Genomic DNA, 25322 nt, shown 5'->3' with positions numbered 1-25322 from the left:
ACTGCGGAGGGTGCCCGAGGCGGACCGTGAGCGGACGGGGCGTTGCTCAGCTGCCGGTGGTAAGGACCACGTTCCGCAACGGCTCCCGGTTCACGAAGAGTGTCAACTGAGCCGCCAGCAGACGCTTGGCGCGCGGCCAGAACGCCGACGTGGGCCCCCCGACGTGAGGGCTGACGAGGACGCCGGGCGCGTGCCACAACGGGTGACCCGGGGGCAGCGGTTCGGGGTCGGTGACGTCGAGGGCCGCGGTGAGGCGCCCGCTCCCCAGCTCGGTGAGCAGGGCCGCGGTGTCGACGACGGGGCCGCGGGCCACGTTCACCAGGAGCGCGCCGTCCTTCATCCGGGACAGGAAGCCGGCGTCGACCAGGCCGCGGGTGCTGTCCGTGAGGGGTGTGGACAGCACGACGACGTCGAATTCGGGGAGCAGGGAGGGCAGTTCGGACAGGGGGCGCACGGGACCGCGCGCCGTCGCGCGGGCGGAGCGCGCGACGCGCCCGACCCGCGCGAGCTCGAACGGCGCGAGCCGGTCCTCGATCGCGGAACCGATCGACCCGTACCCCACGATGAGGACGGACTTGTCGGCCAGCGAGGGGCGGAAGCCCGGGCGCCACTCCTCCTTGTCCTGGCCCCGCACGAAGTCCGGGATGCCGCGCAGCGAGGCGAGGATCAGGGCGAGGGCGAGTTCCGCGGTGCTCGCCTCGTGCACCCCCCGGGCGTTGCACAGCACCACGCCGGACGGCAGGGCCCCGAGACTCGGCAGGACGTGGTCGACCCCGGCGGAGAGTGTCTGCACGGCCCGGAGCGACGTCATTTCGGACATCGGCCGCCGGGAGACGGCGGGTGGCTTCATGTAGGGCACGACGTAGAACGCGCAGTCGGCCGGGTCCGCGGGAAACTCCTGGCCGCCGTCCCAGAAGCGGTAGTCGAGGCCCTCGGGGAGCCCTTCGATCTCGTCGGCGTGAAAGGGAAGCCACACATCGGAAGTCATGGTCGGGAGGTTATGCCAGGCGCTCATGCGCGCAGAGGTTAGGTTGGGGTGCCGGACGAAGGAGGATCACGGCCAGGTGGAGCGCAGAACGATCGGCGCCGCGGCGCTCGGTGTCGGGGCGGTCGGTCTCGGATGCATGCCGATGAGCTGGGCCTACACCTCCTCGCGGCAGCGCGGCGAGGAGTCGCTGCGAGCGGTGCACGCGGCACTCGACCGGGGTTCGACGCTGCTCGACACGGCCGACATGTACGGCCCGTTCACCAATGAGCTGCTCGTCGGGCGCGTGCTCAGGGAGCGGCGCTCCGAGGCGTTCGTGTCGACCAAGGTCGGGCTGCTGGTGGGCGACCAGCACCTGGTGGCCAACGGCCGCCCCGGCTACGTGAAGCGGGCGTGCGACGCCTCACTGCGCCGGCTCCAGACGGACGTGATCGACCTCTACCAACTGCACCGCGCCGACCCGGAGATACCCGTCGAGGAGACCTGGGGCGCGATGTCCGAACTCGTCACGGCCGGAAAGGTGCGCTCGCTGGGGCTCTGCGCGGTGGGCGCCCGTTCCGCGCGCCGCTCGGGGGCGCGGCTGCACGACGGAACGATCCGTCAGCTGGAGCGGATGCAACAGGTCTTCCCGGTCAGCGCGGTGGAGGCCGAGTTGTCGGTGTGGTCGACGGAGGCGCTGGACGCGCTGCTGCCGTGGTGCGCGGCGCGCGGTGTCGGGTTCCTCGCCGCGATGCCGCTCGGCAACGGTTTCCTGACCGGCACGCTGACCCCCGGCGAGGGCTTCGAGCCGGACGACGTACGGGCCCGGCATCCGCGTTTCACCGCCGAGATGATGGCGTCGAACCAGCCCGTCGTCGTCGGTCTGCGGCACATCGCCCGACGTCACGGGGGCGGTGGCCGTCCCGTCACGCCCGCGCAGGTGGCGCTCGCCTGGGTTCTGGCGCAGGGGCCGCACGTGGTCCCGGTGCCGGGGGCGAAGCGGGCGCGCTGGGTCGCGGAGAACGCGGGGGCGGCCGGGCTGCGGCTGACGGCGGAGGATCTCGCCGAAGTGGCGGGGCTGCCGGGGGCGCTGGGATCCTGGGACTGAGCCGCGGTTCCCGAGCCCCGGTCCCGGATCCCGACGCGGATCGCCCGTCCGTGATCGGGAACCAGCGGAGCGCGAGCGGAGTATGAACAGGGGGACCGCCGCGTCGAAGGGACACTGATGGTGCAAGTTCGTGCAGTGACAGTCGGGTTGGCCACGGCAGCGCTTCTGATGACGGCAGGCTGTTCCTCCGGGGACGAGGGGGACCGGGACGACGCCGCCGCGGTGCCGGGCACCACGAGTACGGGGCCTCGGTCGTCGTCCTCCCCGAGCGCGGCCCCCGAGGAGACACCGCCGGCGAAGGGCTCGGTGAAGGTCCTGCGCACGGTCACCGAGGGGCTCGACAGTCCCTGGGGCCTGGCGCCGCTGCCCGAGGGCGGTCTGCTGGTGTCCTCGCGGGACAAGGGGACGATCACCCGGGTCGACGAGAAGTCCGGCGGGAAGACGGTGCTGGGCGAGGTCCCCGGGGTGGCCGCGGCCGGGGAGGGCGGCCTCCTGGGCATCGCGCTCTCCCCCGACTACGCCTCCGACCACATGGTCTACGCCTACCTGACCACGGCCTCCGACAACCGCATCGTCCGCATGCTGTACGACGAGCGGAAGCCGGCCGGCGAGCAGTTGGGCGCACCGGACACGGTGTTCAAGGGCATCCCCAAGGGCATGATCCACAACGGTGGCCGGATCGCGTTCGGTCCGGACAGGATGCTGTACGCGGGCGCGGGCGAGACGGGTGACCGGGGTCAGGCCCAGGACCGGAAGGCGCTCGGCGGCAAGATCCTGCGGATGACGCCGGAGGGCGAGCCCGCGCCGGGCAACCCGTTCGCCGACTCGGTCGTGTACTCGTACGGGCATCGCAACGTCCAGGGCCTCGCCTGGGACGACAGGCAGCGGCTGTGGGCCGCCGAGTTCGGCCAGGACACCTGGGACGAGGTGAACCAGATCAAGCCGGGTGACAACTACGGCTGGCCGGTGGTGGAAGGCGTCGGCAAGGACGCCAAGTACCACGACCCGGTGGCCCAGTGGCACACGGACGAGGCCTCCCCGAGCGGGATCGCCTACTCCGGGGGTTCCCTCTGGATGGCGGGGCTCAGGGGCGAGCGGCTGTGGCGCGTACCGCTGAACGGAACCAGCACGTCCGCGAAGCCCGAGGCCTTCCTCGAGGGAAGGTACGGCCGCCTCCGCACGGTGGTCTCCGCGGGCGACGGCAGACTCTGGCTGACGACGAGCGAGACCGACGGCCGCGGCAGCCCCGCGAAGGGCGACGACCGACTCCTCGAGCTCGAGGTGAAGTAGTCGAGGGGCAGTAGGGGTGGTGGGGGAAGCAGGGCGGTAGGGGAGGCGGCCCGGGCCGCGCAGCAGGACCGAGGGCTACGTCGCCCGCGGGGACTCGGGGTCCGGGTCCGACTCGGGGTCCCCATCGGGCTCCGGGGCCGGGTCAGACTCGGGCTCCCGGTCCATCGTCGGCTTCGGTACGCACGCCGGGTCCGCCTCGGGCTCGGGACCACGTTCCGGCTCGGCCTCGGACCCCGGTCGGTGACGCGGGTCGGCTTCCGGCCCCGGCCTCGACGCCCGATCCGGTCGCGGCCGATGATCAGGACCGTGCTCCTGCCCCGGCACCCGTACGACCACCTTGCCCGAGGCGAGGTCTATCGGGCCCCGGCCCGGGTCGCCGTCGTTCACGTCCACGCGGCTCAGTTCCAGCCGCTTGCGTTCCTCGTGGGTGTGCTTGCGGCCCGGTGCGAAGAGCTCCTCGAACAGGTTGAACACGACTGCCTCCCTCGGCCCGGGGGTGCCGGGCGGCGCGGACGTCAGCCCGCCGCCCGGGCGGCGGGGGTCTCCGGCGGAAAGAGCCGCAGCCGATGGGCCAGCGCGGCCGCCTCCCCTCGTCCTGAGACGTCCAGCTTGGCCAGAATGTTCGAGACGTGGACGCTGGCCGTCTTCGGGGAGATGAAGAGTTCGTCGGCGATCTGGCGGTTGCTCCGGCCCGCGGCGACCAGGCGCAGGACGTCGCGCTCGCGGCTGGTGAGGCCGAGTGCGAGCGCCGGGTCGGCGGGAGCGGGCCCGGACCGGTCCAGGGCGCCGTGGACCGCGAGGCGGGCGCGCTGGGCGAGCAGGGCGACGGCGTCGGCGAGCGGGCGGGCTCCGAGGTGGTCGGCGACGGCGCGGGCCAGCCGGAGCAGTTCGGTGGCACGGTCCCGCTCGTCGTCGTCCGCGCCGGTGAGCAGCAGGGACTCGGCGAGGCGGAGGCGGACCCGGGCGAGGTCGTAGGGCCGCTCCAGGCTCTCGAAGGCGCCGACCACCTCGAACCACTGGTCCGGGGTGCTCACGCCTTCGGCCCGCCGGAGTTCGGCGCGGACCCAGTCGGCGTGGGCGAGCCAGACGGGCGCTCCCGTGGCCAGGGACTTCACGGCCGCGCGGACGCGTTCCAGGGTCGGTGCGCGGCCGGGTTCACCGACGGGCAGACCGCGCGCGTCGGCCTCCGCGGTGACGGCGGCCAGCAGCAGCGGCCAGGCGTAGCGCTGGGTCCCGGGCGGGAAGCCCGCGTCCAGGGCCTGTTCGAGGGCGACGCGGGCGTCGAGGAGCCGCCCCTCGCCCGCCGCGATGCCGATGGCCGTGCACAGCAGCGGCAGGGAATGCTGGGGCATCGGATCGTGGGTCCCGAAGTGGCCGCGGGCGGCGGCCAGTTGGCGTCCCGCCTCCAGGAGGTCGCCGCGGGCGAGGGCGACGGGCGCGAGGCGGCCCGCGCCGACCCCGGACGCCTTGCCGCTGAGTCCGATGCCCAGCGCGTTGCGCGCGGCTTCGACGGCGTCGTCCCATTGGCCGAGCGTGAACAGCGATTCGGAGAGGTTGCCCCACACCCAGGCCTGGGTGTCCAACAGGCCATTTTTGCAGGCGAGTTCGACGCCTTCGCGCAGGATCGCGACGGCCTCGCGGGAGCGGCCGACCGACTCCAGGTGGGAGGGCAGGTTGATGTGCAGCCGGCCCACGACGTAGGAGGCGCCGTGCCGCTTCGCCCGTTCCTTGACCCGGTACATCTCCGCGATCCCGGCTTCGACGTCCCCCGCGTCGACCATGAGGCCCCCGAGGGTGAGGCGGGCGTTCAGCTCCGTGTCCCGGGCGGCCACCATGCGCGCGTACTCGACGGCGCGCTCGGCGGCGGAGAGGGCGCCGGGGCCCGGTTCGTGCAGCATGCACCAGGCGGCGACCAGGGACAGGACCTCGGCGTGCACCTCGGAGGGCGGGAGTCCGCGCACCAGCTCCTGGGCGGTGGCGAGTTCCTTCCAGCCGTCGCCGCGGACCTGCGCCTGGACGAGCCGGGAGCGTTGTATCCAGAACCAGGCGGCGCGCAGCGGATCGTCCGCGTCCTCCAGCAGGCGCAGCGCCCTCTTGGTCGTCTTCAGGGCGCGCTCGCGTTCCCCGCACAGCCGGCCGGCGACGGCGGCCTCGGCCATCAGGTCGAGATAGCTCAGCGGCGCGGCGACGGGTCCGCCGCCGCCGGGGGTGCCCGCGCACCCTTCGGGCAGGGGTGAGGGGTAGGCCTCCACGTAGTCGATGGGGCGCAGTTCGGCCCGCACGGCGTCGGGGGCCACCTCCCACAATTCCATCGCCCGCTCCAGGAGCCGCAGTTGCTCGGAGTGGGCGTGCCGGCAGCGGGCCTCCACGGAGGCGTCGAGGACGGCGGGCAGCGCCTTGGCGGCGTCGTGCGCGTGGTACCAGTAGCTGGCCAGGCGGGTCGCGCGCTCGTCGGCCGGCACGAACGTCGGGTCGGCCTCCAGGGCCTCGGCGTAACGGCGGTTGAACCGGGAGCGCTCGCCGGGCAGCAGGTCGTCGCTGACGGCCTCGCGGACCAGGGAGTGGCGGAAGCGGTATCCGTCGCCGCCGGGCGAGGCGAGCAGGATGTTGGCGCCGACGCAGGCGCGCAGGGCCTCGATCAGGTCGTCCTCGGCCAGCCGTACGACCGCGGCGAGCAGGGCGTACTCGACGGTGGAGCCGCCCTCGGCGACGATCCGGGCGACGCGCTGGGCGCTCTCCGGAAGCCCTTCGACGCGGACGAGGAGCAGGTCGCGCAGGGAGTCCGTGAGTCCCGTACGACAGCCCTCGTGGGCGGCCACGGCGAGTTCCTCGACGAAGAAGGCGTTGCCGTCGGAGCGGGCGAAGATCTCGTCGACCTGGGCGGGGTCGGGCTCGCGGGCGAGGATGCCGGCGATCTGGCGGCCGACCTCGGCGCGGGTGAAGCGGCCCAGTTCGATACGGCGGACCGTGCGGAGGCGGTCGAGCTCGGCGAGCAGGGGGCGCAGCGGGTGGCGGCGGTGGATGTCGTCGGCGCGGTAGGTGGCGATCACGACGAGGCGGCCGCTGCGCAGCGTGCGCAACAGGTAGGCGAGCAGATGGCGGGTGGAGGCGTCGGCCCAGTGCAGGTCCTCCAGGACGACGACGACCGTGCGGTCCGCCGCGACGCGTTCCAGGAGGCGGGCGGTGAGCTCGAAGAGACGGGCCATGCCCTCTTCGTCGTAGCGCCGTCCCCGGGTCGTGTCGGCGAGTTCGGGGAGCAGTCGGGCGAGTTCCTCCTCCTGCCCGGCGGCCGCGGCGGTGAGTTCGTCGGGCAGCACGCGGCGCAGGGCGCGCAGGGCGGTGGAGAACGGCGCGAAGGGGAGGCCGTCGGCGCCGATCTCGACGCAGCCGCCACAGGCGACGACGGCGCCTTCGCGGGCGGCGACGGTGGCGAACTCCTCCAGGAGACGGGTCTTGCCGACGCCGGCCTCGCCGCCGAGCAGCAGTGCCTGCGGCTCTCCGGCTCCGGCACGGGCCAGCGCGTCGCTCAACACCCGCAGTTCTTCGGCGCGTCCGACGAACACCGGGCTGACGGATCTGGTCTCCACGGACCCGAGCATGGCACAGGGGTCCGACAGGGCGGCACCGGTTATCGGGAGGGCGACCAGCGCCCCGCCCGTCGGATTCCCGCCACCCGGCGGGAGGCGGCCGACCCCCGTACGGCCGCCTCCCCGCACGGGCTGTGGACGGCCGGCGGTCGCGCGGCCGTCCACGGGTGTCCCGGCGCTCACGCCGCGCGGGTGAACCGGTGCCGACGGGGGTGGCTGTTATGCACCTGCCCCTCGGTGTCGTTGTGGGCGGCTCGGCGGGCGGCGCGGCGGGTGGCCCGCCGGTCCTGCAGCGCCTCCTTGGCGAGCCGGTGGTCGTGGGCCTCACGGATGAGTTCCGCGGACCGCATCTGCTGGAGTTCGTACTCGAACATCTTGTACCCCTGTGATTCGTCGGTTTCGGCTTCGCTTGTTGCGATGCCTCAACCTTCGTCTCCCAGGGGGGTGCGCCACATCGGGAGAGTTCCGCATCTTGAGCGCGCGAAGGGCCTTAGGGCGGCGGTCGATGACTTACGCCGGCCCTAAGGCCCCTCCGAGTCGTAGGGAATCAGCCGGTGGAGGGCAGTCCGAGAAGGACGTCCGAGTACTTGGCGACGGCGAGCACCAGGCCGACGAGGCCGAGCGAGACGCCCGCCCAGGCGACCGACTTGATCCAGGCGGCCTGCGGCCTGCCGGGGGCACCGAACGCGGGCCGGACCAGGACGACGACGCCGATGATGAGCGCGGCCAGCGCGAAGAGGCCGCCGATCAGCGCGGTGGTCGCCCAGGCGTCGCCGTAGACCGCCTTGACCTGCGCGGCGACGCTCGCGTTCGTGTTCGCCGAGGTCTCGATCTGGCCGATCAGGTTCTCGCGCGCGGCGGCCACGGTACCGATCCAGCTGCCGGTCAGCGACACGACACCGAGTCCGGCGGACACCACGGCGGCGGCACCCAGGCCGACACCGGCGTCCTGACCGGCCTCGGCGGTGCCGTCGGCCTCCGCGGGGACCTCGTCGGCGTCGCCCTGCTCCTCGGCCTCGTCCTGCTCCTCGGCCGGCTCCGTGGCATAGGCCTCGGTCCCGCCGTCGGCGGACGCGCCGGTCTTGGCGACGTCCACCGTCCGCTCGTCGCGCTTCGCCTCGGTGCCGGTCTCGGCCCCGGCCTCGTCAACTGTCTTGGTTCCCATGACCCGCACCGTACGGACGCTCCATGAGAGGTTCCTTAATGATCCTCGCGGGTGCCGCCCGCGCGGGCGGCACGCCAGTCGGGGGCGAGCACGGACCACACCTCGAGGTCGTGCCTGACCCCGCGGTAGGGCTGCTTCTCCCGGAGCACGGCGTCCTGGCTCATGCCGAGGCGCCGGGCCACGTTCAGGCTCGGTACGTTCCCCGCCGCGGCGACCCACTCGATCCGGTGCATCCCCCGCACCTCGACCGCCCAGTCGATGAGGATCCGCATCGCGCGGGTGACCAGACCACGGCCGGAGGCGGCGGGTTCCAGCCAGCAGCCGACCTCGCAGTTGCCCTCCTCCGCGTCGAAGTTCAGGAAGAGCACCCCGCCCACGAGCTTGCCGTCCAGCCACAGTCCGTGCAGGGACCCGGTGTCGGCGGCGCGCATGTCGGCGTACCGCTGGAGGTGCGCCCGCGCGGACGGCACGTCCGTGGACTTGGACCCGAAGGGGATGAACTGCCCGATGAACTCGCGCCCCCGGTCGAGGTGGGCGAGGAACTCCTCGGCGTGCCACGGCTCCAGGGGCCGCAGTTCCGCTCCGTCGTCGCCCAGAGGTATGGAGTACATCCCGCTACCGCTCCTTCGCCAGTGCGTCCGCCTGCTCGGCGTTCGCCGCGGCGTTCAGTACGTCCGCCACCTCGGCGTCCGTCGTCTCGGCCAGCCTCTCATGTGCCGCGCGGCACTCGGGCGGTTCGATGCTGATGCGGGGCAGCCGCCGGTCGAGCCAGCCGGGCAGCCACCAGTTGGCGCCGCCGAGCAGGTGCATGAGGGCAGGGACGAGGAGCGTCCGCAGGATGAAGGCGTCGAGGGCGACGGCGGCGGCGAGGGCGATGCCGAACATCGCGATGACGCGGTCGCCGCTGAGCACGAAGGCGAGGAAGACCGAGATCATGATGACGGCGGCGGAGTTGATCACCCGGCTGGTCTCGGCGAGGCCGACCCGGACGGCACGCCGGTTGTCACCGGTCTCCAGCCACTCCTCGTACATCCTGCTGACCAGGAAGACCTGGTAGTCCATGGAGAGCCCGAAGAGCACCGAGACCATGATCACGGGCAGGAAGGGCTCGATCGGGCCCGCGCGGCCGAGGCCGAGCAGTTCGCTCCCCCAGCCCCACTGGAAGATCACCACGACGACCCCGAAGGCGGCCGCGACGGCGGCGATGTTCATCGCCGCGGCCTTGAGCGGGATGCCGATCGAACGGAACGCGAGCAGCAGCAGGACGCAGCCGAGACTGATCACGACACCGACGAAGAGCGGGAGCTTGCCGACGATGACGTCCGCGAAGTCGTCGTAGCTCGCCGTCACACCGCCGACCTGGACGTCGAGGGTGGTGCCCGTCTCGGCGCGCGGCAGGACCTCGGTGCGCAGCCGGTCGACGAGATCGCTCGTCTTCTGGGACTGCGGCGCGGAGGTCGGGACGACGGTGAGGAAGGCGGTGTCACCGGCGCCGTTGTACGTCACCGGGGTCGTCGACGCGACGCCCTCGGTGGCCCGCAGCGTGGCGTCCAGGTTGTCCAGGGCGAGCTTGTCCTCGGCTCCGTCGACCTTGGTGACGAGGGTCAGCGGCCCGTTCACTCCGGGGCCGAAGCCCTCGCTCACGAGGTCGTACGCCTGTCGTGTGGTCGCCGACTTCGGGTCGTTGCCCTGGTCGGAGGTGCCCAGGTGGAGCCCGAGCGTGGGCAGGGCGAGCAGCGCCATCACGACGACGGCCACGGCCCCGAGCAGCTTGGGGTGGCGTTCGACCAAGGCCGACCAGCGGGCGGCGAACCCGGTGGCCATCTCCGGCTCGGGTCCGCGCTCCGCCAGGCGCCGCCGTTCGCGGCGGCTCAGCGCGCGCGGGCCGATGAAGGAGAGCAGCGCGGGCAGCAGGGTCACGGAGGCCGCGACGGTGAGGACGACGGTGAGGGAGGCCGCGATCGCGACGCCGTCGAGGAAGCCGAGCCGCAGGATGAGCATGCCGAGCAGGGCGATGCAGACGGTGGCGCCGGCGAAGACGACCGCGCGTCCGGTGGTGGCGACGGCGTTCTGCGCCGCCTCGGCGACCGGCAGCCCGCGTTTGAGACCGCGCCGGTGCCGGGTCACGATGAACAGCGCGTAGTCGATGCCGACGCCGAGGCCGACCAGCATGCCGAGCATGGGGGCGAAGTCGGCGACGGTCATGGCGTGCCCGAGGAGCACGATGCCGGCGTACGCCGTGCCCACGCCGATCAGCGCGGTGGCGATGGGCAGCATGGAGGCGGCGAGGGAGCCGAACGCGAGGAAGAGGACCACGGCGGCGACGACCACGCCGACGATCTCGGCGACATGTCCGCCGGACGCCTTGGTGAGGGCGATGGCGGTGCCGCCCAGTTCCACGTCGAGGCCCTTGGCCTCGGCGGCCTTCGCGGTGTCGACGACGGCCTGGACCTCACCCTTGTCGAGGTCCTCGGCCCGGTCGGCGAAGGTGACGGTCGCGTACGCCGTCCGGCCGTCCGGGCTGATCCCCTCCGGTCCCCGGTGCGCGTACGGGTTGTCGACGGAGGCCACTCCGGGGAGCTTCTCGATGTCGTCGAGGGTCCGGGTCATCGACTGCTCGACGGCGGCGGAACGCACCGTCCCGGAGTCGGTGTGCCAGACGACGGTGTCGCTGTCGCCGCCGAGGCCGGGGAAGCCGGCTTCCAGGAGCTGGGTGGCACGGCCCGATTCGGTGCCCGGGGCCTCGTAGTCGTTCGAATATGCGGAGCCCGCCACGACGGCCGCCACGCTCACACCGCCGAAGGCCGCGAGCCAGATCAGAACGGCGGCGAGGCGGTGCTGGACACACCAACGTGCGAGGGCTGCCACGGACGAGCTCCCTGGGTATTTATGGATCTTTATCGGGAACCGCCCGCAAAGAACACATGACTAATACGTCATCACTCTTGCAGCCTGAAATGATCCTTTGTCGCATTCGTGGGCTTACTCACAGGCTTGCGACACGTCTCACAGAACACTCCTGTGACCTCGGTCGCCCCACCCGTCCCGGCTCAGTCGAGCTGGTCACCCACAGCCATGAACATCACTCCGGCGATCATGAGCCACAGGGCCCGCCGGGTACGCCCGCGGGCACCCAGCGCGGCCGCGGCGGCGCACAGAGCGGCCCCCGAGGCGTAGGAGACGGGTATGAGCGCGGTCCCGGAGCCACTGGTACGCAGCAACGACACCCCGAGCCCGGCGACGGCCAGCAGCGCTCCGGTCCCGACCGCCGTCCAACGGGCCCGACGGACGTCCGGGTCCTCGTCCGGGTCCTCGTCGGCATCTTGGCCGGGGTCCTGGTCGGGGCCTTCGCCCAGGTCCTCGTCCGGGTCCTGACGTTCGTCCGGGTCCCGGGCCCGGTCCGGGCCGGGGTTCTCGCCCTCGTTCCCGTCCGGTTCCTGACTCTCGTCCGCGTCCCGACCCCGTTCCCCGGCCGGGCCCTCGTCCTGCTCCAGGGCTTCGTGCTGATCCAGGGCCTCGTCCTGGTGTCGGCCCCTGCTCTCGCCCTGCTCCTGGTGCCGGTCCTGATGCTGGTCCTCATGGTCGCGCGTCTCGGAGTCAGTGGTTCCACTCATGGCGCGGGAGCGTAGCGCGTTGACCTGAGCACGCCGACACAGACCCCAGGGGGCGCGTCGGTTTCGACGCGCCCCCTGGGATGTGGGAAAACCCGGACGTCAGCCTTCGACGCCCAGCTTCTCCAGGATGAGCTCCTTGACGCGAGCCGCGTCGGCCTGGCCGCGCGTGGCCTTCATGACCGCGCCGACGAGCGCGCCGACGGCCTGGACCTTGCCGCCGCGGATCTTGTCGGCGATGCCCGGGTTCCCGGCGATGGCCTCCTCGACGGCGACGCTGAGCGCGCCCTCGTCCGAGACGACCTTCAGGCCGCGCTTGTCGACGACCTCGTCCGGGGTGCCCTCGCCGGCGAGGACGCCCTCGATGACCTGACGGGCGAGCTTGTCGTTCAGATCGCCGGAGATGACCAGTTCGGCCACCCGGGCGACCTGGGCCGGGGTGATCGGCAGGTCCTCCAGCGCCGTGCCCGACTCGTTGGCGCTGCGCGCCAGCTCGCCCATCCACCACTTGCGGGCGGCGGCGGAGTCGGCACCGGCCTCGATCGTCGCGACGATCGAGTCGATGGCGCCGGCGTTGAGCATCGACTGCATGTCGTGGGCGTTGACTCCCCACTCCTCGCGCAGCCGGTTGCGACGGGCCAGCGGCTGCTCGGGCAGCCCGGCGCGCAGCTCCTCGACCCACTCACGGGACGGGGCGACGGGCACGAGGTCGGGCTCCGGGAAGTACCGGTAGTCCTCGGCCTCCTCCTTCACGCGGCCCGAGGTCGTGGACCCGGTGTCCTCGTGGAAGTGGCGGGTCTCCTGGATGATCGTGCCGCCGGAGTTCAGCACCGCGGCGTGGCGCTGGATCTCGAAGCGGGCGGCACGCTCGACGGAACGCAGCGAGTTCACGTTCTTCGTCTCGGAGCGCGTACCGAACTTCTCGCGGCCGTGCGGGCGCAGCGAGAGGTTCACGTCGCAGCGCATCTGGCCCTGCTCCATACGGGCCTCGGAGACACCGAGCGCCTTGATGAGCTCGCGCAGCTCGGCGACGTACGCCTTGGCGACCTCGGGAGCACGCTCGCCCGCGCCCTCGATCGGCTTGGTGACGATCTCGATGAGCGGGATGCCCGCGCGGTTGTAGTCGAGCAGCGAGTGGGACGCTCCGTGGATACGGCCGGTGGCACCGCCGACGTGCAGCGACTTGCCGGTGTCCTCCTCCATGTGGGCGCGCTCGATCTCCACGCGGAAGACCTCGCCGTCCTCCAGCTGGACGTCCAGATAGCCGTTGAAGGCGATCGGCTCGTCGTACTGGGAGGTCTGGAAGTTCTTCGGCATGTCCGGATAGAAGTAGTTCTTCCGGGCGAAGCGGCACCACTCGGCGATCTCGCAGTGCAGCGCGAGGCCGATCTTGATGGCGGACTCCACACCGGTCGCGTTGACGACCGGGAGGGCGCCGGGCATGCCGAGGCAGGTCGGGCAGGTCTGCGAGTTGGGCTCGGCGCCCAGCTCGGTCGAACAGCCGCAGAACATCTTCGTCTTGGTGCCGAGTTCGACATGGACCTCGAGGCCCATGACGGGGTCGTAGGAAGCGAGTGCGTCCTCGTACGACACCAGGTCGATCGTGGTGGTCACGGTGAAAACTTCCCTCTCAGCCCAGCAGGACGTCGTCGTCGCCCAGGCGCTTGAGCTCCCGGTAGAGGATGGCGAGGCCGGTGACGATGGCGGCGGCGGACACGGCGGCGTCGATGAGGCGCAGGGTGTCGTTTTCCTTGCGGGCCTTCTTGACCTGCTTCGCGACACCGAGCGCACCGAAGGCCGTGCCGGCGATGGACAGGTACGTGCCGGACTTGGACTTCTTGAAACCCTTGGCCTTGGACATTGCCTTGCTCACAGCGACGGAGCCTCCTCAAGCAGCGGGTGCCCCCACTTTTCCACGAAGGCGGCCTCGACGGCGGCGCCGACCTTGTACAGGCGGTCGTCCTTCAGAGCCGGGGCGATGATCTGCAGGCCGACCGGGAGGTTGTCCTCCGGGGCGAGACCGCAGGGCAGCGACATGGCGGAGTTGCCGGCCAGGTTGGTCGGGATGGTGCAGAGGTCCGCGAGGTACATCGCCATCGGGTCGTCGGCGCGCTCGCCGATCGGGAAGGCGGTGGTGGGCGTGGTCGGGGAGACGATCACGTCGACCTGCTCGAACGCCTTCTCGAAGTCGCGGGTGATGAGCGTACGGACCTTCTGGGCGCTGCCGTAGTACGCGTCGTAGTAGCCGGAGCTGAGCGCGTACGTGCCGAGCATGATGCGGCGCTTGACCTCGGGGCCGAAGCCGGCCTCACGGGTGAGGGCGGTGACCTCCTCGGCGGAGTGCGTGCCGTCGTCGCCGACGCGCGCGCCGTAGCGCAGGCCGTCGAAGCGGGCGAGGTTGCTCGAACACTCGGACGGGGCGATCAGGTAGTACGCGGAGAGCGCCAGGTCGAAGGACGGGCAGTCCAGTTCGACGATCTCGGCGCCGAGCTCCTTGAGCATGGTGACGGCCTCGTCGAAGCGCTGCACGACACCGGCCTGGTAGCCCTCGCCGCGGAACTGCTTGACGACACCGACGCGCATGCCGGAGACGCTGCCGTTGCGGGCGGCCTCGACGACCGGCGGGACCGGGGCGTCGATGGAGGTCGAGTCGAGCGGGTCGTGCCCGGCGATGACTTCGTGGAGCAGGGCCGCGTCCAGGACCGTGCGGGCGCAGGGGCCGCCCTGGTCGAGGGAGCTGGAGAACGCCACCATGCCGTAGCGGGAGACCGCGCCGTACGTCGGCTTGACGCCGACCGTGCCGGTGACGGCGGCCGGCTGGCGGATGGAGCCGCCGGTGTCGGTGCCGATCGCGAGGGGCGCCTGGTAGGAGGCGAGGGCCGCGGAGGAGCCACCGCCCGAACCGCCGGGGATCCGGGTGAGGTCCCAGGGGTTGCCGGTGGGCCCGTAGGCGCTGTTCTCGGTGGAGGACCCCATGGCGAACTCGTCCATGTTGGTCTTGCCGAGGATGACGACGTCGGCGGCCTTGAGCCGCTTGGTGAGCGTCGCGTCGTACGGCGGGATCCAGCCTTCGAGGATCTTCGAGCCGACCGTGGTCGGGATCCCCTCGGTGGTGAAGATGTCCTTGAGCGCCAGGGGCACGCCGGCGAGCGGGCCGAGCTTCTCGCCGGCCGCGCGCTTGGCGTCCACGGCACGCGCCTGGGCGAGAGCGCCCTCGCGGTCGACGTGCAGGAAGGCGTGCACCTTCTCGTCGACGGCCTCGATCCGGGCGAGGTGCGCCTCGGTGACCTCGACGGCGGTGAGCTCGCCCGCCGCGATCCTCCCGGCGATCTCGGCCGCGGTGAGCTTGATGATGTTGACGTTGGTGTCCGTCATGGTGATTAGTCCTCCCCCAGGATCTGCGGCACCTTGAAACGCCGCTGCTCCTGGGCCGGGGCGCCGGAGAGCGCCTGCTCGGGGGTGAGCGACGGACGGACCTCGTCCACGCGCATGACGTTCGTCAGCGGCAGCGGATGAGAGGTCGGCGGTACGTCTTGGTCGGCGACCTCGCTGACGCGGGCGACCGCGCCGATGATGTCGTCCAGCTGGCCGGCGAAGTGGTCGAGCTCTTCGCCCTTCAGCTCCAGACGCGCCAGCCGTGCGAGGTGGGCGACCTCCTCGCGCGTGATGCCAGGCATGCAGCGATCCTCTGGGGTGAGTGTGTGTGGTTTGGCCCAATCCTATGGGGCCCGGGCCGATGCCCGCGCCCGGGTTTGCCGTGGCCCGCCCGCGACCCCGGCCTCCGGCCGGATGTCTCCGACCCACACCACCCGTTCGCCGCCCCCCTGACAAGCCGAGCCCTCCCGCTCGGCCGCCCCACCGTCGGCGGCGACCGGCCGACTCCCCGGCCTCCGGCCGGACGTCTCCCACCCACGCGCCACCCGTGACACTCGTCCGACAGGCCCCCCGGTGGCGCCTCCCCGCCGCGGGCGTCGTGCGGTGTCGAGGGGCATGGCCGCGGACGCGGCCTCCCCTGCCCCACCGACGGGTGGCCGCCGACGGCGAGAGACTCCCGGGGAGAGTCGACCTGTCCGGAGACAGCCGCGGGCCGAGCGGGAGCTACTCCGCCGCCGGCAGCGCGGCACGCGGCCGCTGCCAGCCCCGGGACCCCCGGGCCAGCAGCCAGGCGGTCGCCTCGTCGGGCGGCATCGCCGCGGCGACCAGCCACCCCTGGACGGCGTCACAGCCCAGGTCCCGCAACCGCTCCCACGTCTCGTCGTCCTCGACGCCCTCCGCCACGACGAGGAGGCCCAGCGAATGCGCGAGGTCGACGGTGCAGCGCACGATCTCGGCGTCCTCGGTGTCCACGGCGAGCCGTGCGACGAACGAGCGGTCGATCTTCAGTTCGCTGACCGGGAGCCGGCGCAGATGGACCAGGGACGAGTAACCGGTGCCGAAGTCGTCCAGCGACATCTTCACGCCGTGCCCGGTGAGCGCGGCCAGCGTGTCGGCGGCCCGCTGCGGATCCTCCAGGAGCACGTGCTCCGTTATCTCCAGTTGGAGCGCTCCCGCGGGGACTCCGTGCCGCGCGAGGCGCGCGGCGACGGCTCCGGCGAACCCCGGCGTGTGGACGTCGCGCGGCGACACGTTCACCGCGACCGGCACGTACAGGCCCTGGGCACGCCAGCGCGCGACCTGTCCGAGGGCCGTCTCCAGGACGTACTCCGTGAGGTGGGGCATCAGCCCGGAGGACTCGGCGATGGCGATGAACTCGTCCGGCGGTACCTTGCCGCGCTCGGGGTGCACCCAGCGGACCAGTGCCTCGAGTCCGGCCACCTGTCCGTCGAAACGGACCTTGGGCTGGTAGTGGAGTTCCACGTCGCCCGCGTCCAGGGCCCGGCGCAGGTCGCCCAGCAGGCCCAGCCGGTCGGGGGTGTTGGAGTCCCGCTTGGACTCGTACACCTCCACGCCGGTGCGGTCCCGCTTCGCCTGGTACATCGCGACGTCCGCCCGTTGCAGCAGTCCCTCGGCGTCGAGGGCGTGGTCGGGGAAGACGGCGAGCCCGGCGCTGGCCTCCAGGACGAGGGTGAGCCCGTCGAGGTCGAGCGGCGAGCCGAGGGCGGCGACGAGACCGCGGGCGACCCGGGTGGCCGAGGTCGTGGAGTCCGCGACCGGCAGTAAGACGGCGAACTCGTCCCCGCCCAGCCGCGCGGCCTCCGCCCCGCGCGGCAGGGCGAGCCGCAGTCTGTCGGCTATCTGGAGGAGCAGCCGGTCACCGGCGAGGTGCCCCAGGGTGTCGTTCACGGACCGGAACCGGTCCAGGTCGATCAGCATCAGCGCGGAGCGGGCGCCGATGCGCTCGGCGTCGTCCAGCGCGGTCCAGGTGCGCTCCAGCAGCCACTGACGGTTGGGCAGTCCGGTCAGCGGGTCACGCAGTTGCTCCTCGGCCCGCGCGCGGGCTATCCACAGGGTGGAGTCGAGGGCGATGAGCGGGATCGAGAACAGCGGCAGCAGTATCGGCTGGGCCACCGCGACGACACAGACCAGGGGCGCGATGCCGAGCAGCGCCACGGCGACGAGCCCCTGTCGGGCCAGGGCCGTACGGGCGACGGTGGGCAGGCCGCCGCCGCGCGGCGCGTGCAGGTACCAGAGCAGGACGCGGGTGACGGCGAGGTAGGCGCCGGCGACCAGCACCACCTGGGGCGCGGCGTAGAAGGTCCAGGTCGCGGGGTCCCAGGGCGTCTCGACGCTCGGGAACCGTCCGAACGAGGCGAGGACCAGGGCTCCCGCGCCGATGCCGAGGATGTCGGCCGCGCCGTGCAGGAGGCCCTGCCGCCAGCGGTTGCGGCGGGCCATGCCGACCAGGACGACGACGGTCAGGCTGACCATTCCGGCCGCGACCCAGCCGTAGAGGAGCAGGACGGAGAGGGTGAGTGCCGCTCCGGAGCCGGTGCCGCCCCACCAGCGGACGCGGCCCAGGGCGACGAGGTGGCCGACGATGACGCCGGTCAGCAGCGCCAGCGACCAGCCGACCGTGCCGCACGGGAAGAGCGCGTGGTGGTCGGTGAACGCCCGGTAGAAACCGGCGCCCAGGACGAACGCGGCGGTGGCCACGACCGCCGAGGGCAGCGCGGGCCAGGACGCGTGGCGTTCGGAGTCGAGGCCGGGCAGGTCCGATCCGCGCTCGATGGCGAGGCGGCCGGGGAAGGTGGGTCCGGGGAGCGGCGCGGCGCCGAGCCCGCTCGGGGCGGGGCGCTCCGAAGGCCGCCCCGTCCTCAGGCCTGCCAGCCACGCGCCGGTCCGGCGCAGGCGCAGCCGTGAGTCGGGGGCGGCGCTCTCGGTCGGTTCCATTCCCGTCCCTCTCACTGCCGGCGGTGCCCACGCCACGCGGTCCGCTGCCGGCGACAACGGCCAACGGTGCCGCGTTCGAAAAGCCATTCCCCCGGCTCGTGCGGACGAGGGGGTTGCACCGACCGCGGCCGGGCACGGCGGGCGCACACGTCAACAGTAGGCCGCAGAAGGCTTCCACGGGCAGCGGTCGTCGACGGTCGCCCGATTACGACCTGGCCACCCGTATGCAACTGATATGCGCCGAACGGGTGGCCTTCAACCGCTATTCCTCGATCGGAAGCGCGACTTCCGCCGCCGCTTCCGGCCCTTGTCCGAGAAGGACCGCGAAACCCTCCTCGTTCAGGACCGGAACCTTCAACTGCATGGCCTTGTCGTACTTCGATCCAGGATTGTCACCCACTACGACAAAAGATGTCTTCTTCGAAACAGAACCGGTCACTTTCGCTCCGCGGCTCTGCAGTTCCTCCTTCGCGCCGTCCCGGGTGTGGTGTTCGAGCGTTCCCGTGACGACGACCGTCAGCCCTTCGAGCGGGCCGGGTCCCTCGTCCTCGCCCGCGCCCTCGTCCTCCAGCGGAACTCCGGCGGCCTTCCACTTGCGGATGATCTCGCGGTGCCAGTCCTCCGTGAACCAGGCCTTGACCGAGGCCGCGATGATCCCACCGACTCCGTCGACGGCCGCCAACTCCTCCTCGGTGGCCTGTTCGATGCGGTCGATGGAGCGGAACCGGCGGGCCAGCGCCTCGGCCGCCACCGGGCCGACGTGCCTGATGGAGAGTCCGTTGATGAACCGGGCGAGCGGGCGGTTCCTGGCCTCGGCGATCCTGTCCAGCAGGGCGAGCGTGTTCTTCTTGGGCTCGCCCTGCTGGTTGGCGAAGACCGTGACGACCTTCTCCTCGCCGGTCTTCGGGTCCCGCTTGGGCAGACCGCTGTCCTGGTCGAGGACGTACGCCCTGATGGGGAGCAACTGCTCGACCGTCAGGTCGAAGAGGTCCCCCTCGTCGACCAGGGGCGGGTCCGTCGGCCCCAGCGGCCGCGTGAGCGCCGCCGCCGCGACACCTCCGAAGTGGTCGATGTCGAGGCACTCCCGGCCCGCGAGGTAGGAGACGCGCTCTCTCAACTGGGCCGGACAGCTACGGCCGTTGGGGCACCGCAGATCGATGTCCCCCTCCTTCATGGCGCGCAGCGGTGTCCCGCACTCCGGGCAGTCGGCCGGCATCACGAACTCCCGCTCACTGCCGTCCCGCAGGTCGGCGACCGGGCCGAGGATCTCCGGGATGACGTCACCGGCCTTGCGCAGCACCACCGTGTCCCCGATGAGGACGCCCTTGGCCTTCACCACCTCCTGGTTGTGCAGGGTGGCGAACTCGACCTCCGAACCGGCGACCGTGACCGGCTCGACCTGCGCGTACGGGGTGACCCGGCCCGTACGCCCCACGCCGACACGGATGTTGACGAGCTTGGTGTTGACCTCCTCGGGCGCGTACTTCCAGGCGATCGCCCAGCGCGGTGCGCGCGCGGTGGAACCCAGCCTGCCCTGGAGGGGGATCTCGTCGAGCTTGACCACGACCCCGTCGATCTCGTGCTCCACGGAGTGGCGGTTCTCCCCGTAGTACGCGATGAACTCCCGTACGCCGTCGAGGTCGTCGACCACCTTGGCGTACCGGGTGGTCGGCAGTCCCCAGGTGTGCAGCAGGCCGTAGGCCTCGGAGAGCCGGCCCAGTCCCTCGAAGCCCTCCAGGGCGCCGATGCCGTGGACGACCATGTGGAGCGGGCGGCTCGCGGTGACCCGCGGGTCCTTCTGGCGCAGTGAACCGGCCGCCGCGTTGCGCGGGTTGGCGAAGGGCTTGTCGCCCGCCTCCACCAGCCGGGCGTTGAGCTCCTCGAACTTCTCCATCGGGAAGTAGACCTCGCCGCGGATCTCCACGAGGTCCGGGACGTCGTCGCCGGTCAGCCGGTCCGGGATCTCGGCGATCGTACGGACGTTGGGGGTGATGTCCTCGCCCGTGCGGCCGTCGCCGCGGGTCGCCGCGCGCGTGAGGCGGCCGCGCTCGTACGTGAGGTTGACCGCGAGACCGTCGACCTTCAGCTCGCACAGGAAGTGGTGCCCGGAGGTTCCCACGTCCTTGGCGACGCGCTCGGCCCAGGCGGCCAGCTCCAGGTCGGAGAAGGCGTTGTCGAGCGACAGCATGCGCTGCCGGTGCTGGACCGAGGTGAACTCCGTGGTGTACGCCCCGGCGACCTTCTGGGTCGGCGAGTCGGGCGTGCGCAGCTCGGAGTACTCCTCCTCCAGCGCCTCCAGGGAGCGCAGCAGTCGGTCGAACTCGGCGTCGCTGACCACCGGCGCGTCGTTCACGTAGTACCGGAAGCGGTGCTCCTCGATCTGCTCGGCGAGCTGCGCGTGCCGCTCCCGTGCCCCGGCGGGTACCGATGTGGGCTCTGCGTACTCTTCGCCGGCCACCGTTGTGTCCTCCCGTTACTCAGGGTTGTCCGCGAGGGATCTCGCCGCCCGGACGCAGTGGGCCAGCGCCCTGCGCGCGAAGTCGGGGGAGGCCCCCGCGAGTCCGCACGACGGAGTGAGCGTGACCGACTCCGCGAGGAGACCCGGCCGCAGCCCCAGCCTGCGCCACAGCGTCCTGACACCCATGACGCTACCGGCAGGGTCCGACAATGGGACGTCCACGCCGGGGATGACACCGGTGAACAGACGCGTACCGCCTTCGACCGCCTCCCCGATGGCGTCGTCGTCACGCTCGGTGAGCAGCGAGAGGTCGAACGAGATCCCCGCCGCCCCCGCCCGCCGGAGCAGCGCGAAGGGGACGTCCGGCGCGCAGGAGTGGACCACGACGGGACCGCCCCGGTGCGCCCCGACGACGTCCCGGAGCGTGGCCTCGACGACCTGGCGGTCCACGGCCCGGTGGGTGCGGTACCCGCTGGCGGTCTGCACCTGGCCGCGGAGCACGGCGACGAGGGAGGGCTCGTCGAGCTGCAGGACGATCTCCGCCCCGGGGACCCGCCGCCGTACGTCGTCGAGGTGGAGGCGCAGTCCCTCGGCGAGCGAGCCCGCGAGGTCCCGGCGGGCGCCCTGGTCGGAGAGGACGGACTGACCGTTCCTCAGCTCCAGTGCGGCGGCGAGGGTCCAGGGGCCGACCGCCTGCACCTTCAGCGGGCCCTCGTACCCCTGGGTGAACTCCTCCAGCGCGTCGAGGTCCTCCCCCAGCCACGACCTGGCCCGCAGGGTGTCCCGGCCCGGCCGGTCCCCGAGCCGCCAGCCGCTGGGCTCCACGCGCGCGAAGAGCTCGACGAGCATCCCCGCGGTCCGGCCGATCATGTCCGCGCCGGGGCCCCGCGCCGGCAGTTCGGCGAGGAACGGGAAGTCGTCGAAGGAACCGGTGACGGTCTTCGCGGCCTCCCGCGCGTCACCGCCCGGCATGGACCCGACCCCGGTGGCGGAACCGAACCTGAACTCGCTGTTTTCGCTCACCCGGGAAGCCTACGGAATCCCTCGGGGGGATCAGCCGCCCGGGCGCACCGTCAGGTCGTTGACCTCGGCGTCCCTCGGCAGGTCGAGCGCCATCAGGATGGTCGTCGCGACCGACTCCGGGTCGATCCACTTCGCGGCGTCGTACTCCTTGCCCTCCTGCTGGTGGACCTTGGCCTGCATCGGGCTCGCGGTGCGGCCGGGGTAGACGGAGGTCACCCGGACACCGGCCGGGTGCTCCTCGTGGCGCAGGGAGTCCGCGAGGGCCTTCAGACCGTGCTTGGAGGCGGCGTAGGCGGACCAGTCGGGGCCCGCGTTCAGACCCGCGCCGGAGTTGACGAAGAGCACGTGCCCCTGGGCGAGGCGCAGCTGCGGCAGGAAGTGGCGGGTCAGCTCGGCGGGGGCGATCAGGTTGACGTTGAGCTGGTGGCGCCAGGTCTTCGGGGTGAGTTCGCCCACCGGGCCGAGGTCGACCACGCCCGCGATGTGCAGCAGGGAGTCGACACGGCCGGGGAGCACCTGGTGCGAGAACGCCCAGGAGAGCTTGTCGGGGTCCGCGAGGTCGCCGACCAGGGTCTTCGCCCCGGGGAACGCGGCGGCCAGTTCCTTCGCGCGGCCGGCGTCGCGCGCGTGGAGCACGAGTTCGTCCCCGCGCGCGTGCAGGCGGCGGGCGACGGCCGCGCCGATGCCGGAACCGGCGCCGGTGATCACATGTGTAGCCATGGACGCCATGCTCGCATCACCGGGTCACGGCCTCGAACCGGGTACCGCGAGGCATTCCGGGGCTCGACGCCCGGCCGTCACGCGGTACCGAAGCTCTCCTCCAGGTAGGCCAGTGCCCCCACCGGCTCCTCGGCGAAGAACACCAGGTCGGTGAGCGGCAGCGGCAGGAAGCCCTCGGCGTCCATGCGGAGGAACTGCTGCTTGAGGCCGTCGTAGAAGCCCGCCGTGTTCAGCAGGACCACCGGCTTCTCGGTCTTGCCGTGCTTCTTCAGCTCCAGGATCTCGGTCGCCTCGTCGAGGGTCCCGGTGCCGCCGACCATGACGACCACCGCGTCGGCCTTCGCCAGCAGCAGCGCCTTGCGCTCGGCCAGGTCACGGGCGACCACCATCTCGTCGGCAGCCGGGCGGGCCTTGGCGGCCAGGAAGTCCACGGAGACGCCCACCAGCCGCCCACCGGCCTCCTGCACGCCGTCGGCGACCACCTTCATCAGCCCGACGTCGGATCCTCCCCACACCAGGGTGTGACCCCCCTTGCCCAGGAGTTCGGCGAACTCCCGCGCGGGGCGGGTGTAACGCTCGTCCAGATCGGCGGCGGAGAGGAAGACGCAGATGTTCATGCGCTCACCGTACTCGGGAACGAATCGGGGCCCGTGAGCGCTGTGAGGGTATGGCCGAAGGACACACGATCACCGTCGAACAGAGCGCGCGGCGGGTCCGCGTCGTGCGGGGCGACCAGGTCCTGGCGGAGAGCGACCGCCCCCTGGTGCTGCGCGAGACCGGCTGCCCGGTGCGCTACTACCTCCCGCCCGAGGACGTCCGCCTGGACCTGCTGACGCCCTCCGACACCCACACGTACTGCCCGTTCAAGGGCACCGCGTCCTACTGGTCGCGTCCCGACGCGGCCGATCTGGTGTGGGCCTATCCCGATCCCGAGCCCGAGGTCGCCGAGATCAAGGACCACCTCTGCTTCTACGAGGTGACGGTGGACGATTCCTGAGTCCGGGGCGGACACGGGCGTGGTGACGCGATGAGTCCGCGCCCGCCCGGCAGTCTCTACGGACATGGACAAGAAGACCATCTCGCGCGACGGGACCCCCATCGCGTACGAACGCCACGGTGACGGCCCGACCGTCGTCCTGGTCGGCGGCGCCATGTGCACGGGCGCCACGCTGGCCCCCCTCGCCCAGGCCCTCTCGGACCGCTTCGGCGCGATCACCTACGACCGGCGGGGCCGCGGCGGCAGCGGCGACACCGCGCCCTTCGCGGTGGCCAGGGAGGTCGAGGACATCGCGGCGCTGATCGACGTCTTCGGGGGCACCGCCGCGCTCTACGGCATCTCGTCGGGCGGCGCGCTGGCCCTGGAGGCGGCGGCGAGTGGGCTGCCCGTCCGCCAGGTCGCGGTCTACGAGACGCCGTTCGCCGTCGACGACGCGGCCGACAAGGCGCGCGCCGAGTACACCGAGCGGCTGACCGAGCTGCTCGGCCAGGACCGGCGGGGCGACGCGGTCGAACTGTTCCTGGCCCTCGTGGGCACGCCCCCGGAGATGATCTCCGGGGTGCGCATGTCCCACGCCTGGCCCGGCATGGAGGCCATCGCGCCGACCCTGGCGTACGACAACGCCGCGCTGGGCGACAGCCGGGTGCCCCGCGAGCGGCTGGCCGCCCTCTCCGTGCCGCTGCTGTCGGTCGCCGGGGACGCGAGCCCCGCCTGGATGCGTCGAGCGGCCCGGAGCGTCGCGGAGGCGGCGCCGGACGGCTCGTACCGCACCCTGGCGGGACAGACCCACATGGTCGACCCGCTGGTGCTCGCGCCGGTGCTGGCGGAGTTCTTCGGGGCGGGGGACTAGGCCCTCCCCGGACCAGGACGTGCCGGAAGGCCGTTCTCGGTCCGGACGGTTCAGACGTCCGCGGTCGCGCGCGTGGTCGCCGCGATCGTCGCCGAGCCGACCACCCGTGTGCCCTCGTACAGCACGATCGCCTGGCCCGGGGCCACGCCGCGGACCGGCTCGGTGAAGCGGACCTCCAGGATGTCGCCGACCAGTTCGGCGCTCACCTCGGTCTCGCCGCCGTGGGCGCGGAGCTGGGCGGTGTAGACGCCGGGGCCGGCCGGGGCCGCGCCGCACCAGCGGGGTTTGATCGCGGTCAGGGCGGACACGTCCAGGGAGGCGGCCGGGCCGACCGTCACCGTGTTGTTCACCGGGGAGATGTCCAGGACGTAGCGCGGCTTGCCGTCGGCGGCGGGAGTGCCGATGCGCAGGCCCTTGCGCTGCCCGATCGTGAAGCCGAACGCGCCTTCGTGGGAGCCGATGACCGCCCCGGCCTCGTCGACGATGTCGCCCTCCGCCTTGCCCAGCCTGCTCGCCAGGAAGCCCTGCGTGTCGCCGTCGGCGATGAAGCAGATGTCGTGGGAGTCGGGCTTCTTGGCGACCGCCAGGCCCCGGCGCTCGGCCTCGGCGCGGATCTCGTCCTTGGTGGTGACGGTGTCGCCGAGCGGGAACAGGGCGTGGGCGAGCTGGCGGTCGTCGAGCACACCGAGGACGTACGACTGGTCCTTGGCCATGTCGGAGGCGCGGTGGAGTTCGCGGGTGCCGTCCTCGCGGACGGTCACCTGGGCGTAGTGGCCGGTGCAGACCGCGTCGAAGCCGAGCGCGAGCGCCTTGTCGAGCAGGGCGGCGAACTTGATCTTCTCGTTGCAGCGCAGGCACGGGTTCGGGGTACGGCCCGCCTCGTACTCGGCGACGAAGTCGTCGACCACGTCCTCGCGGAAGCGGTCGGCGAGGTCCCAGACGTAGAACGGGATGCCGATGACGTCGGCCGCCCGGCGGGCGTCGCGCGAGTCCTCGATGGTGCAGCAGCCACGCGCGCCGGTCCGGAACGATTGCGGGTTCGCCGAGAGCGCGAGGTGCACGCCCGTCACGTCGTGCCCGGCCTCGGCGGCACGGGCGGCGGCTACGGCGGAGTCGACGCCGCCCGACATGGCGGCGAGGACGCGGAGGGGGCGCTGCGAGGTGTCAGTCATAACCCCTTCAGGGTACGGGGCCGCGGGAACCGGAGCCCGCGAGTATC

At 72.2% G+C, this 25322-nt stretch carries 22 protein-coding genes; 4 read left to right on the top strand and 18 right to left on the bottom strand.

Translation table 11 applies throughout. The features are described 5' to 3' along the window. Positions 1-46: 46 nt before the first annotated feature. Positions 47-988 (bottom strand): 2-hydroxyacid dehydrogenase, encoded by a 942-nt coding sequence (locus ACFYW7_RS31900; protein ID WP_389508745.1) that lies wholly within the window; start codon positions 986-988, stop codon positions 47-49. A 76-nt stretch (positions 989-1064) separates the two neighbouring features. On the opposite strand from ACFYW7_RS31900, the gene ACFYW7_RS31895 reads away from it, so the two are divergent. Both ACFYW7_RS31895 and ACFYW7_RS31890 read left to right on the top strand, forming a co-directional pair. Beyond that, on the top strand, positions 1065-2072 hold the full coding sequence (locus ACFYW7_RS31895; protein ID WP_389508743.1) for an aldo/keto reductase: 1008 nt from the start codon (positions 1065-1067) through the stop codon (positions 2070-2072). Between the two features lie 117 nt (positions 2073-2189). Next, positions 2190-3362: a PQQ-dependent sugar dehydrogenase gene (locus ACFYW7_RS31890; RefSeq protein WP_389508741.1), complete on the top strand. Its 1173-nt coding sequence runs from the start codon at positions 2190-2192 to the stop codon at positions 3360-3362. 75 nt (positions 3363-3437) lie between these two features. Here the strand turns inward: ACFYW7_RS31890 and ACFYW7_RS31885 are convergent, their stop codons facing one another. From ACFYW7_RS31885 to ACFYW7_RS31810, 16 genes are all read right to left on the bottom strand, one after another. Next, positions 3438-3836, bottom strand: a complete 399-nt coding sequence (locus tag ACFYW7_RS31885; RefSeq protein WP_389508739.1) for a DUF6191 domain-containing protein — start codon at positions 3834-3836, stop codon at positions 3438-3440. 41 nt (positions 3837-3877) lie between these two features. Further along, positions 3878-6961, bottom strand: a complete 3084-nt coding sequence (locus tag ACFYW7_RS31880; RefSeq protein ID WP_389508737.1) for an AAA family ATPase — start codon at positions 6959-6961, stop codon at positions 3878-3880. Between the two features lie 167 nt (positions 6962-7128). After that, positions 7129-7323 carry a hypothetical protein gene (locus tag ACFYW7_RS31875; RefSeq protein WP_389508735.1) on the bottom strand — a complete coding sequence of 65 codons (195 nt, stop codon included), beginning with the start codon at positions 7321-7323 and terminating at the stop codon, positions 7129-7131. Between the two features lie 173 nt (positions 7324-7496). Continuing rightward, a complete protein-coding gene (locus ACFYW7_RS31870) occupies positions 7497-8114 on the bottom strand; it encodes a hypothetical protein (RefSeq protein WP_389508733.1) in 618 nt (205 codons plus the stop codon). 35 nt (positions 8115-8149) lie between these two features. Further along, positions 8150-8725, bottom strand: coding sequence for a GNAT family N-acetyltransferase (locus tag ACFYW7_RS31865; protein ID WP_389508731.1), 576 nt, complete (start codon positions 8723-8725; stop codon positions 8150-8152). A gap of 4 nt (positions 8726-8729) precedes the next feature. Continuing rightward, positions 8730-10982 carry an MMPL family transporter gene (locus ACFYW7_RS31860; RefSeq protein ID WP_389508729.1) on the bottom strand — a complete coding sequence of 751 codons (2253 nt, stop codon included), beginning with the start codon at positions 10980-10982 and terminating at the stop codon, positions 8730-8732. Between the two features lie 182 nt (positions 10983-11164). Continuing rightward, positions 11165-11728, bottom strand: a complete 564-nt coding sequence (locus ACFYW7_RS31855) for a hypothetical protein (protein ID WP_389508727.1) — start codon at positions 11726-11728, stop codon at positions 11165-11167. A gap of 99 nt (positions 11729-11827) precedes the next feature. Next, on the bottom strand, positions 11828-13339 hold the full coding sequence (gene gatB, locus ACFYW7_RS31850; RefSeq protein WP_389508725.1) for an Asp-tRNA(Asn)/Glu-tRNA(Gln) amidotransferase subunit GatB: 1512 nt from the start codon (positions 13337-13339) through the stop codon (positions 11828-11830). A 16-nt stretch (positions 13340-13355) separates the two neighbouring features. Then, complete coding sequence (locus tag ACFYW7_RS31845; protein WP_389509127.1) at positions 13356-13586, bottom strand: hypothetical protein; 231 nt, start codon at positions 13584-13586, stop codon at positions 13356-13358. An 8-nt stretch (positions 13587-13594) separates the two neighbouring features. Beyond that, on the bottom strand, positions 13595-15100 hold the full coding sequence (gene gatA, locus ACFYW7_RS31840; protein ID WP_389508723.1) for an Asp-tRNA(Asn)/Glu-tRNA(Gln) amidotransferase subunit GatA: 1506 nt from the start codon (positions 15098-15100) through the stop codon (positions 13595-13597). Between the two features lie 5 nt (positions 15101-15105). Next, positions 15106-15402 carry an Asp-tRNA(Asn)/Glu-tRNA(Gln) amidotransferase subunit GatC gene (gatC, locus tag ACFYW7_RS31835; RefSeq protein ID WP_261705575.1) on the bottom strand — a complete coding sequence of 99 codons (297 nt, stop codon included), beginning with the start codon at positions 15400-15402 and terminating at the stop codon, positions 15106-15108. Between the two features lie 421 nt (positions 15403-15823). Next, positions 15824-18055, bottom strand: coding sequence for a putative bifunctional diguanylate cyclase/phosphodiesterase (locus tag ACFYW7_RS31830; RefSeq protein ID WP_389508720.1), 2232 nt, complete (start codon positions 18053-18055; stop codon positions 15824-15826). A gap of 262 nt (positions 18056-18317) precedes the next feature. Then, positions 18318-20513 carry an NAD-dependent DNA ligase LigA gene (ligA, locus tag ACFYW7_RS31825; protein ID WP_389508719.1) on the bottom strand — a complete coding sequence of 732 codons (2196 nt, stop codon included), beginning with the start codon at positions 20511-20513 and terminating at the stop codon, positions 18318-18320. Positions 20514-20528: 15 nt separating this feature from the next. Continuing rightward, the gene (locus ACFYW7_RS31820) at positions 20529-21536 is read right to left on the bottom strand and encodes a methionine synthase (protein ID WP_389508717.1); all 1008 of its coding nucleotides are present in this window, start codon (positions 21534-21536) and stop codon (positions 20529-20531) included. Between the two features lie 30 nt (positions 21537-21566). Beyond that, on the bottom strand, positions 21567-22265 hold the full coding sequence (locus ACFYW7_RS31815) for an SDR family oxidoreductase (RefSeq protein WP_389508715.1): 699 nt from the start codon (positions 22263-22265) through the stop codon (positions 21567-21569). Positions 22266-22333: 68 nt separating this feature from the next. Then, complete coding sequence (locus tag ACFYW7_RS31810) at positions 22334-22873, bottom strand: TIGR00730 family Rossman fold protein (RefSeq protein ID WP_389508713.1); 540 nt, start codon at positions 22871-22873, stop codon at positions 22334-22336. A gap of 50 nt (positions 22874-22923) precedes the next feature. Here ACFYW7_RS31810 and ACFYW7_RS31805 point away from each other — a divergent pair, with 50 nt between their 5' ends. Both ACFYW7_RS31805 and ACFYW7_RS31800 read left to right on the top strand, forming a co-directional pair. Beyond that, positions 22924-23253: a DUF427 domain-containing protein gene (locus tag ACFYW7_RS31805; RefSeq protein ID WP_389508711.1), complete on the top strand. Its 330-nt coding sequence runs from the start codon at positions 22924-22926 to the stop codon at positions 23251-23253. Between the two features lie 64 nt (positions 23254-23317). After that, positions 23318-24103, top strand: a complete 786-nt coding sequence (locus ACFYW7_RS31800) for an alpha/beta fold hydrolase (RefSeq protein ID WP_389508708.1) — start codon at positions 23318-23320, stop codon at positions 24101-24103. A gap of 50 nt (positions 24104-24153) precedes the next feature. Here the strand turns inward: ACFYW7_RS31800 and mnmA are convergent, their stop codons facing one another. Further along, positions 24154-25275, bottom strand: a complete 1122-nt coding sequence (mnmA, locus tag ACFYW7_RS31795; RefSeq protein ID WP_389508705.1) for a tRNA 2-thiouridine(34) synthase MnmA — start codon at positions 25273-25275, stop codon at positions 24154-24156. Positions 25276-25322: the final 47 nt, after the last annotated feature.

The organism is Streptomyces sp. NPDC002580 (assembly GCF_042889485.1).
GTDB lineage: Bacteria > Actinomycetota > Actinomycetes > Streptomycetales > Streptomycetaceae > Streptomyces.
Note: the sequence above shows the minus strand (reverse complement) of the source record. Positions and strands in the feature narration are given on the sequence as shown.

What these genes read in the sequence shown, in the direction of transcription:
- ACFYW7_RS31900 (WP_389508745.1), bottom strand. Translation starts at nt 988, where the DNA reads ATGACTTCCGATGTGTGGCTTCCCTTTCACGCCGACGAGATCGAAGGG.
- ACFYW7_RS31890 (WP_389508741.1), top strand. Translation starts at nt 2,190, where the DNA reads ATGGTGCAAGTTCGTGCAGTGACAGTCGGGTTGGCCACGGCAGCGCTT.
- ACFYW7_RS31880 (WP_389508737.1), bottom strand. Translation starts at nt 6,961, where the DNA reads ATGCTCGGGTCCGTGGAGACCAGATCCGTCAGCCCGGTGTTCGTCGGA.
- ACFYW7_RS31875 (WP_389508735.1), bottom strand. Translation starts at nt 7,323, where the DNA reads ATGTTCGAGTACGAACTCCAGCAGATGCGGTCCGCGGAACTCATCCGT.
- ACFYW7_RS31870 (WP_389508733.1), bottom strand. Translation starts at nt 8,114, where the DNA reads ATGGGAACCAAGACAGTTGACGAGGCCGGGGCCGAGACCGGCACCGAG.
- ACFYW7_RS31865 (WP_389508731.1), bottom strand. Translation starts at nt 8,725, where the DNA reads ATGTACTCCATACCTCTGGGCGACGACGGAGCGGAACTGCGGCCCCTG.
- ACFYW7_RS31855 (WP_389508727.1), bottom strand. Translation starts at nt 11,728, where the DNA reads ATGAGTGGAACCACTGACTCCGAGACGCGCGACCATGAGGACCAGCAT.
- ACFYW7_RS31845 (WP_389509127.1), bottom strand. Translation starts at nt 13,586, where the DNA reads ATGTCCAAGGCCAAGGGTTTCAAGAAGTCCAAGTCCGGCACGTACCTG.
- gatA (WP_389508723.1), bottom strand. Translation starts at nt 15,100, where the DNA reads ATGACGGACACCAACGTCAACATCATCAAGCTCACCGCGGCCGAGATC.
- gatC (WP_261705575.1), bottom strand. Translation starts at nt 15,402, where the DNA reads ATGCCTGGCATCACGCGCGAGGAGGTCGCCCACCTCGCACGGCTGGCG.
- ACFYW7_RS31830 (WP_389508720.1), bottom strand. Translation starts at nt 18,055, where the DNA reads ATGGAACCGACCGAGAGCGCCGCCCCCGACTCACGGCTGCGCCTGCGC.
- ACFYW7_RS31815 (WP_389508715.1), bottom strand. Translation starts at nt 22,265, where the DNA reads ATGGCGTCCATGGCTACACATGTGATCACCGGCGCCGGTTCCGGCATC.
- ACFYW7_RS31810 (WP_389508713.1), bottom strand. Translation starts at nt 22,873, where the DNA reads ATGAACATCTGCGTCTTCCTCTCCGCCGCCGATCTGGACGAGCGTTAC.
- ACFYW7_RS31805 (WP_389508711.1), top strand. Translation starts at nt 22,924, where the DNA reads ATGGCCGAAGGACACACGATCACCGTCGAACAGAGCGCGCGGCGGGTC.
- ACFYW7_RS31800 (WP_389508708.1), top strand. Translation starts at nt 23,318, where the DNA reads ATGGACAAGAAGACCATCTCGCGCGACGGGACCCCCATCGCGTACGAA.
- mnmA (WP_389508705.1), bottom strand. Translation starts at nt 25,275, where the DNA reads ATGACTGACACCTCGCAGCGCCCCCTCCGCGTCCTCGCCGCCATGTCG.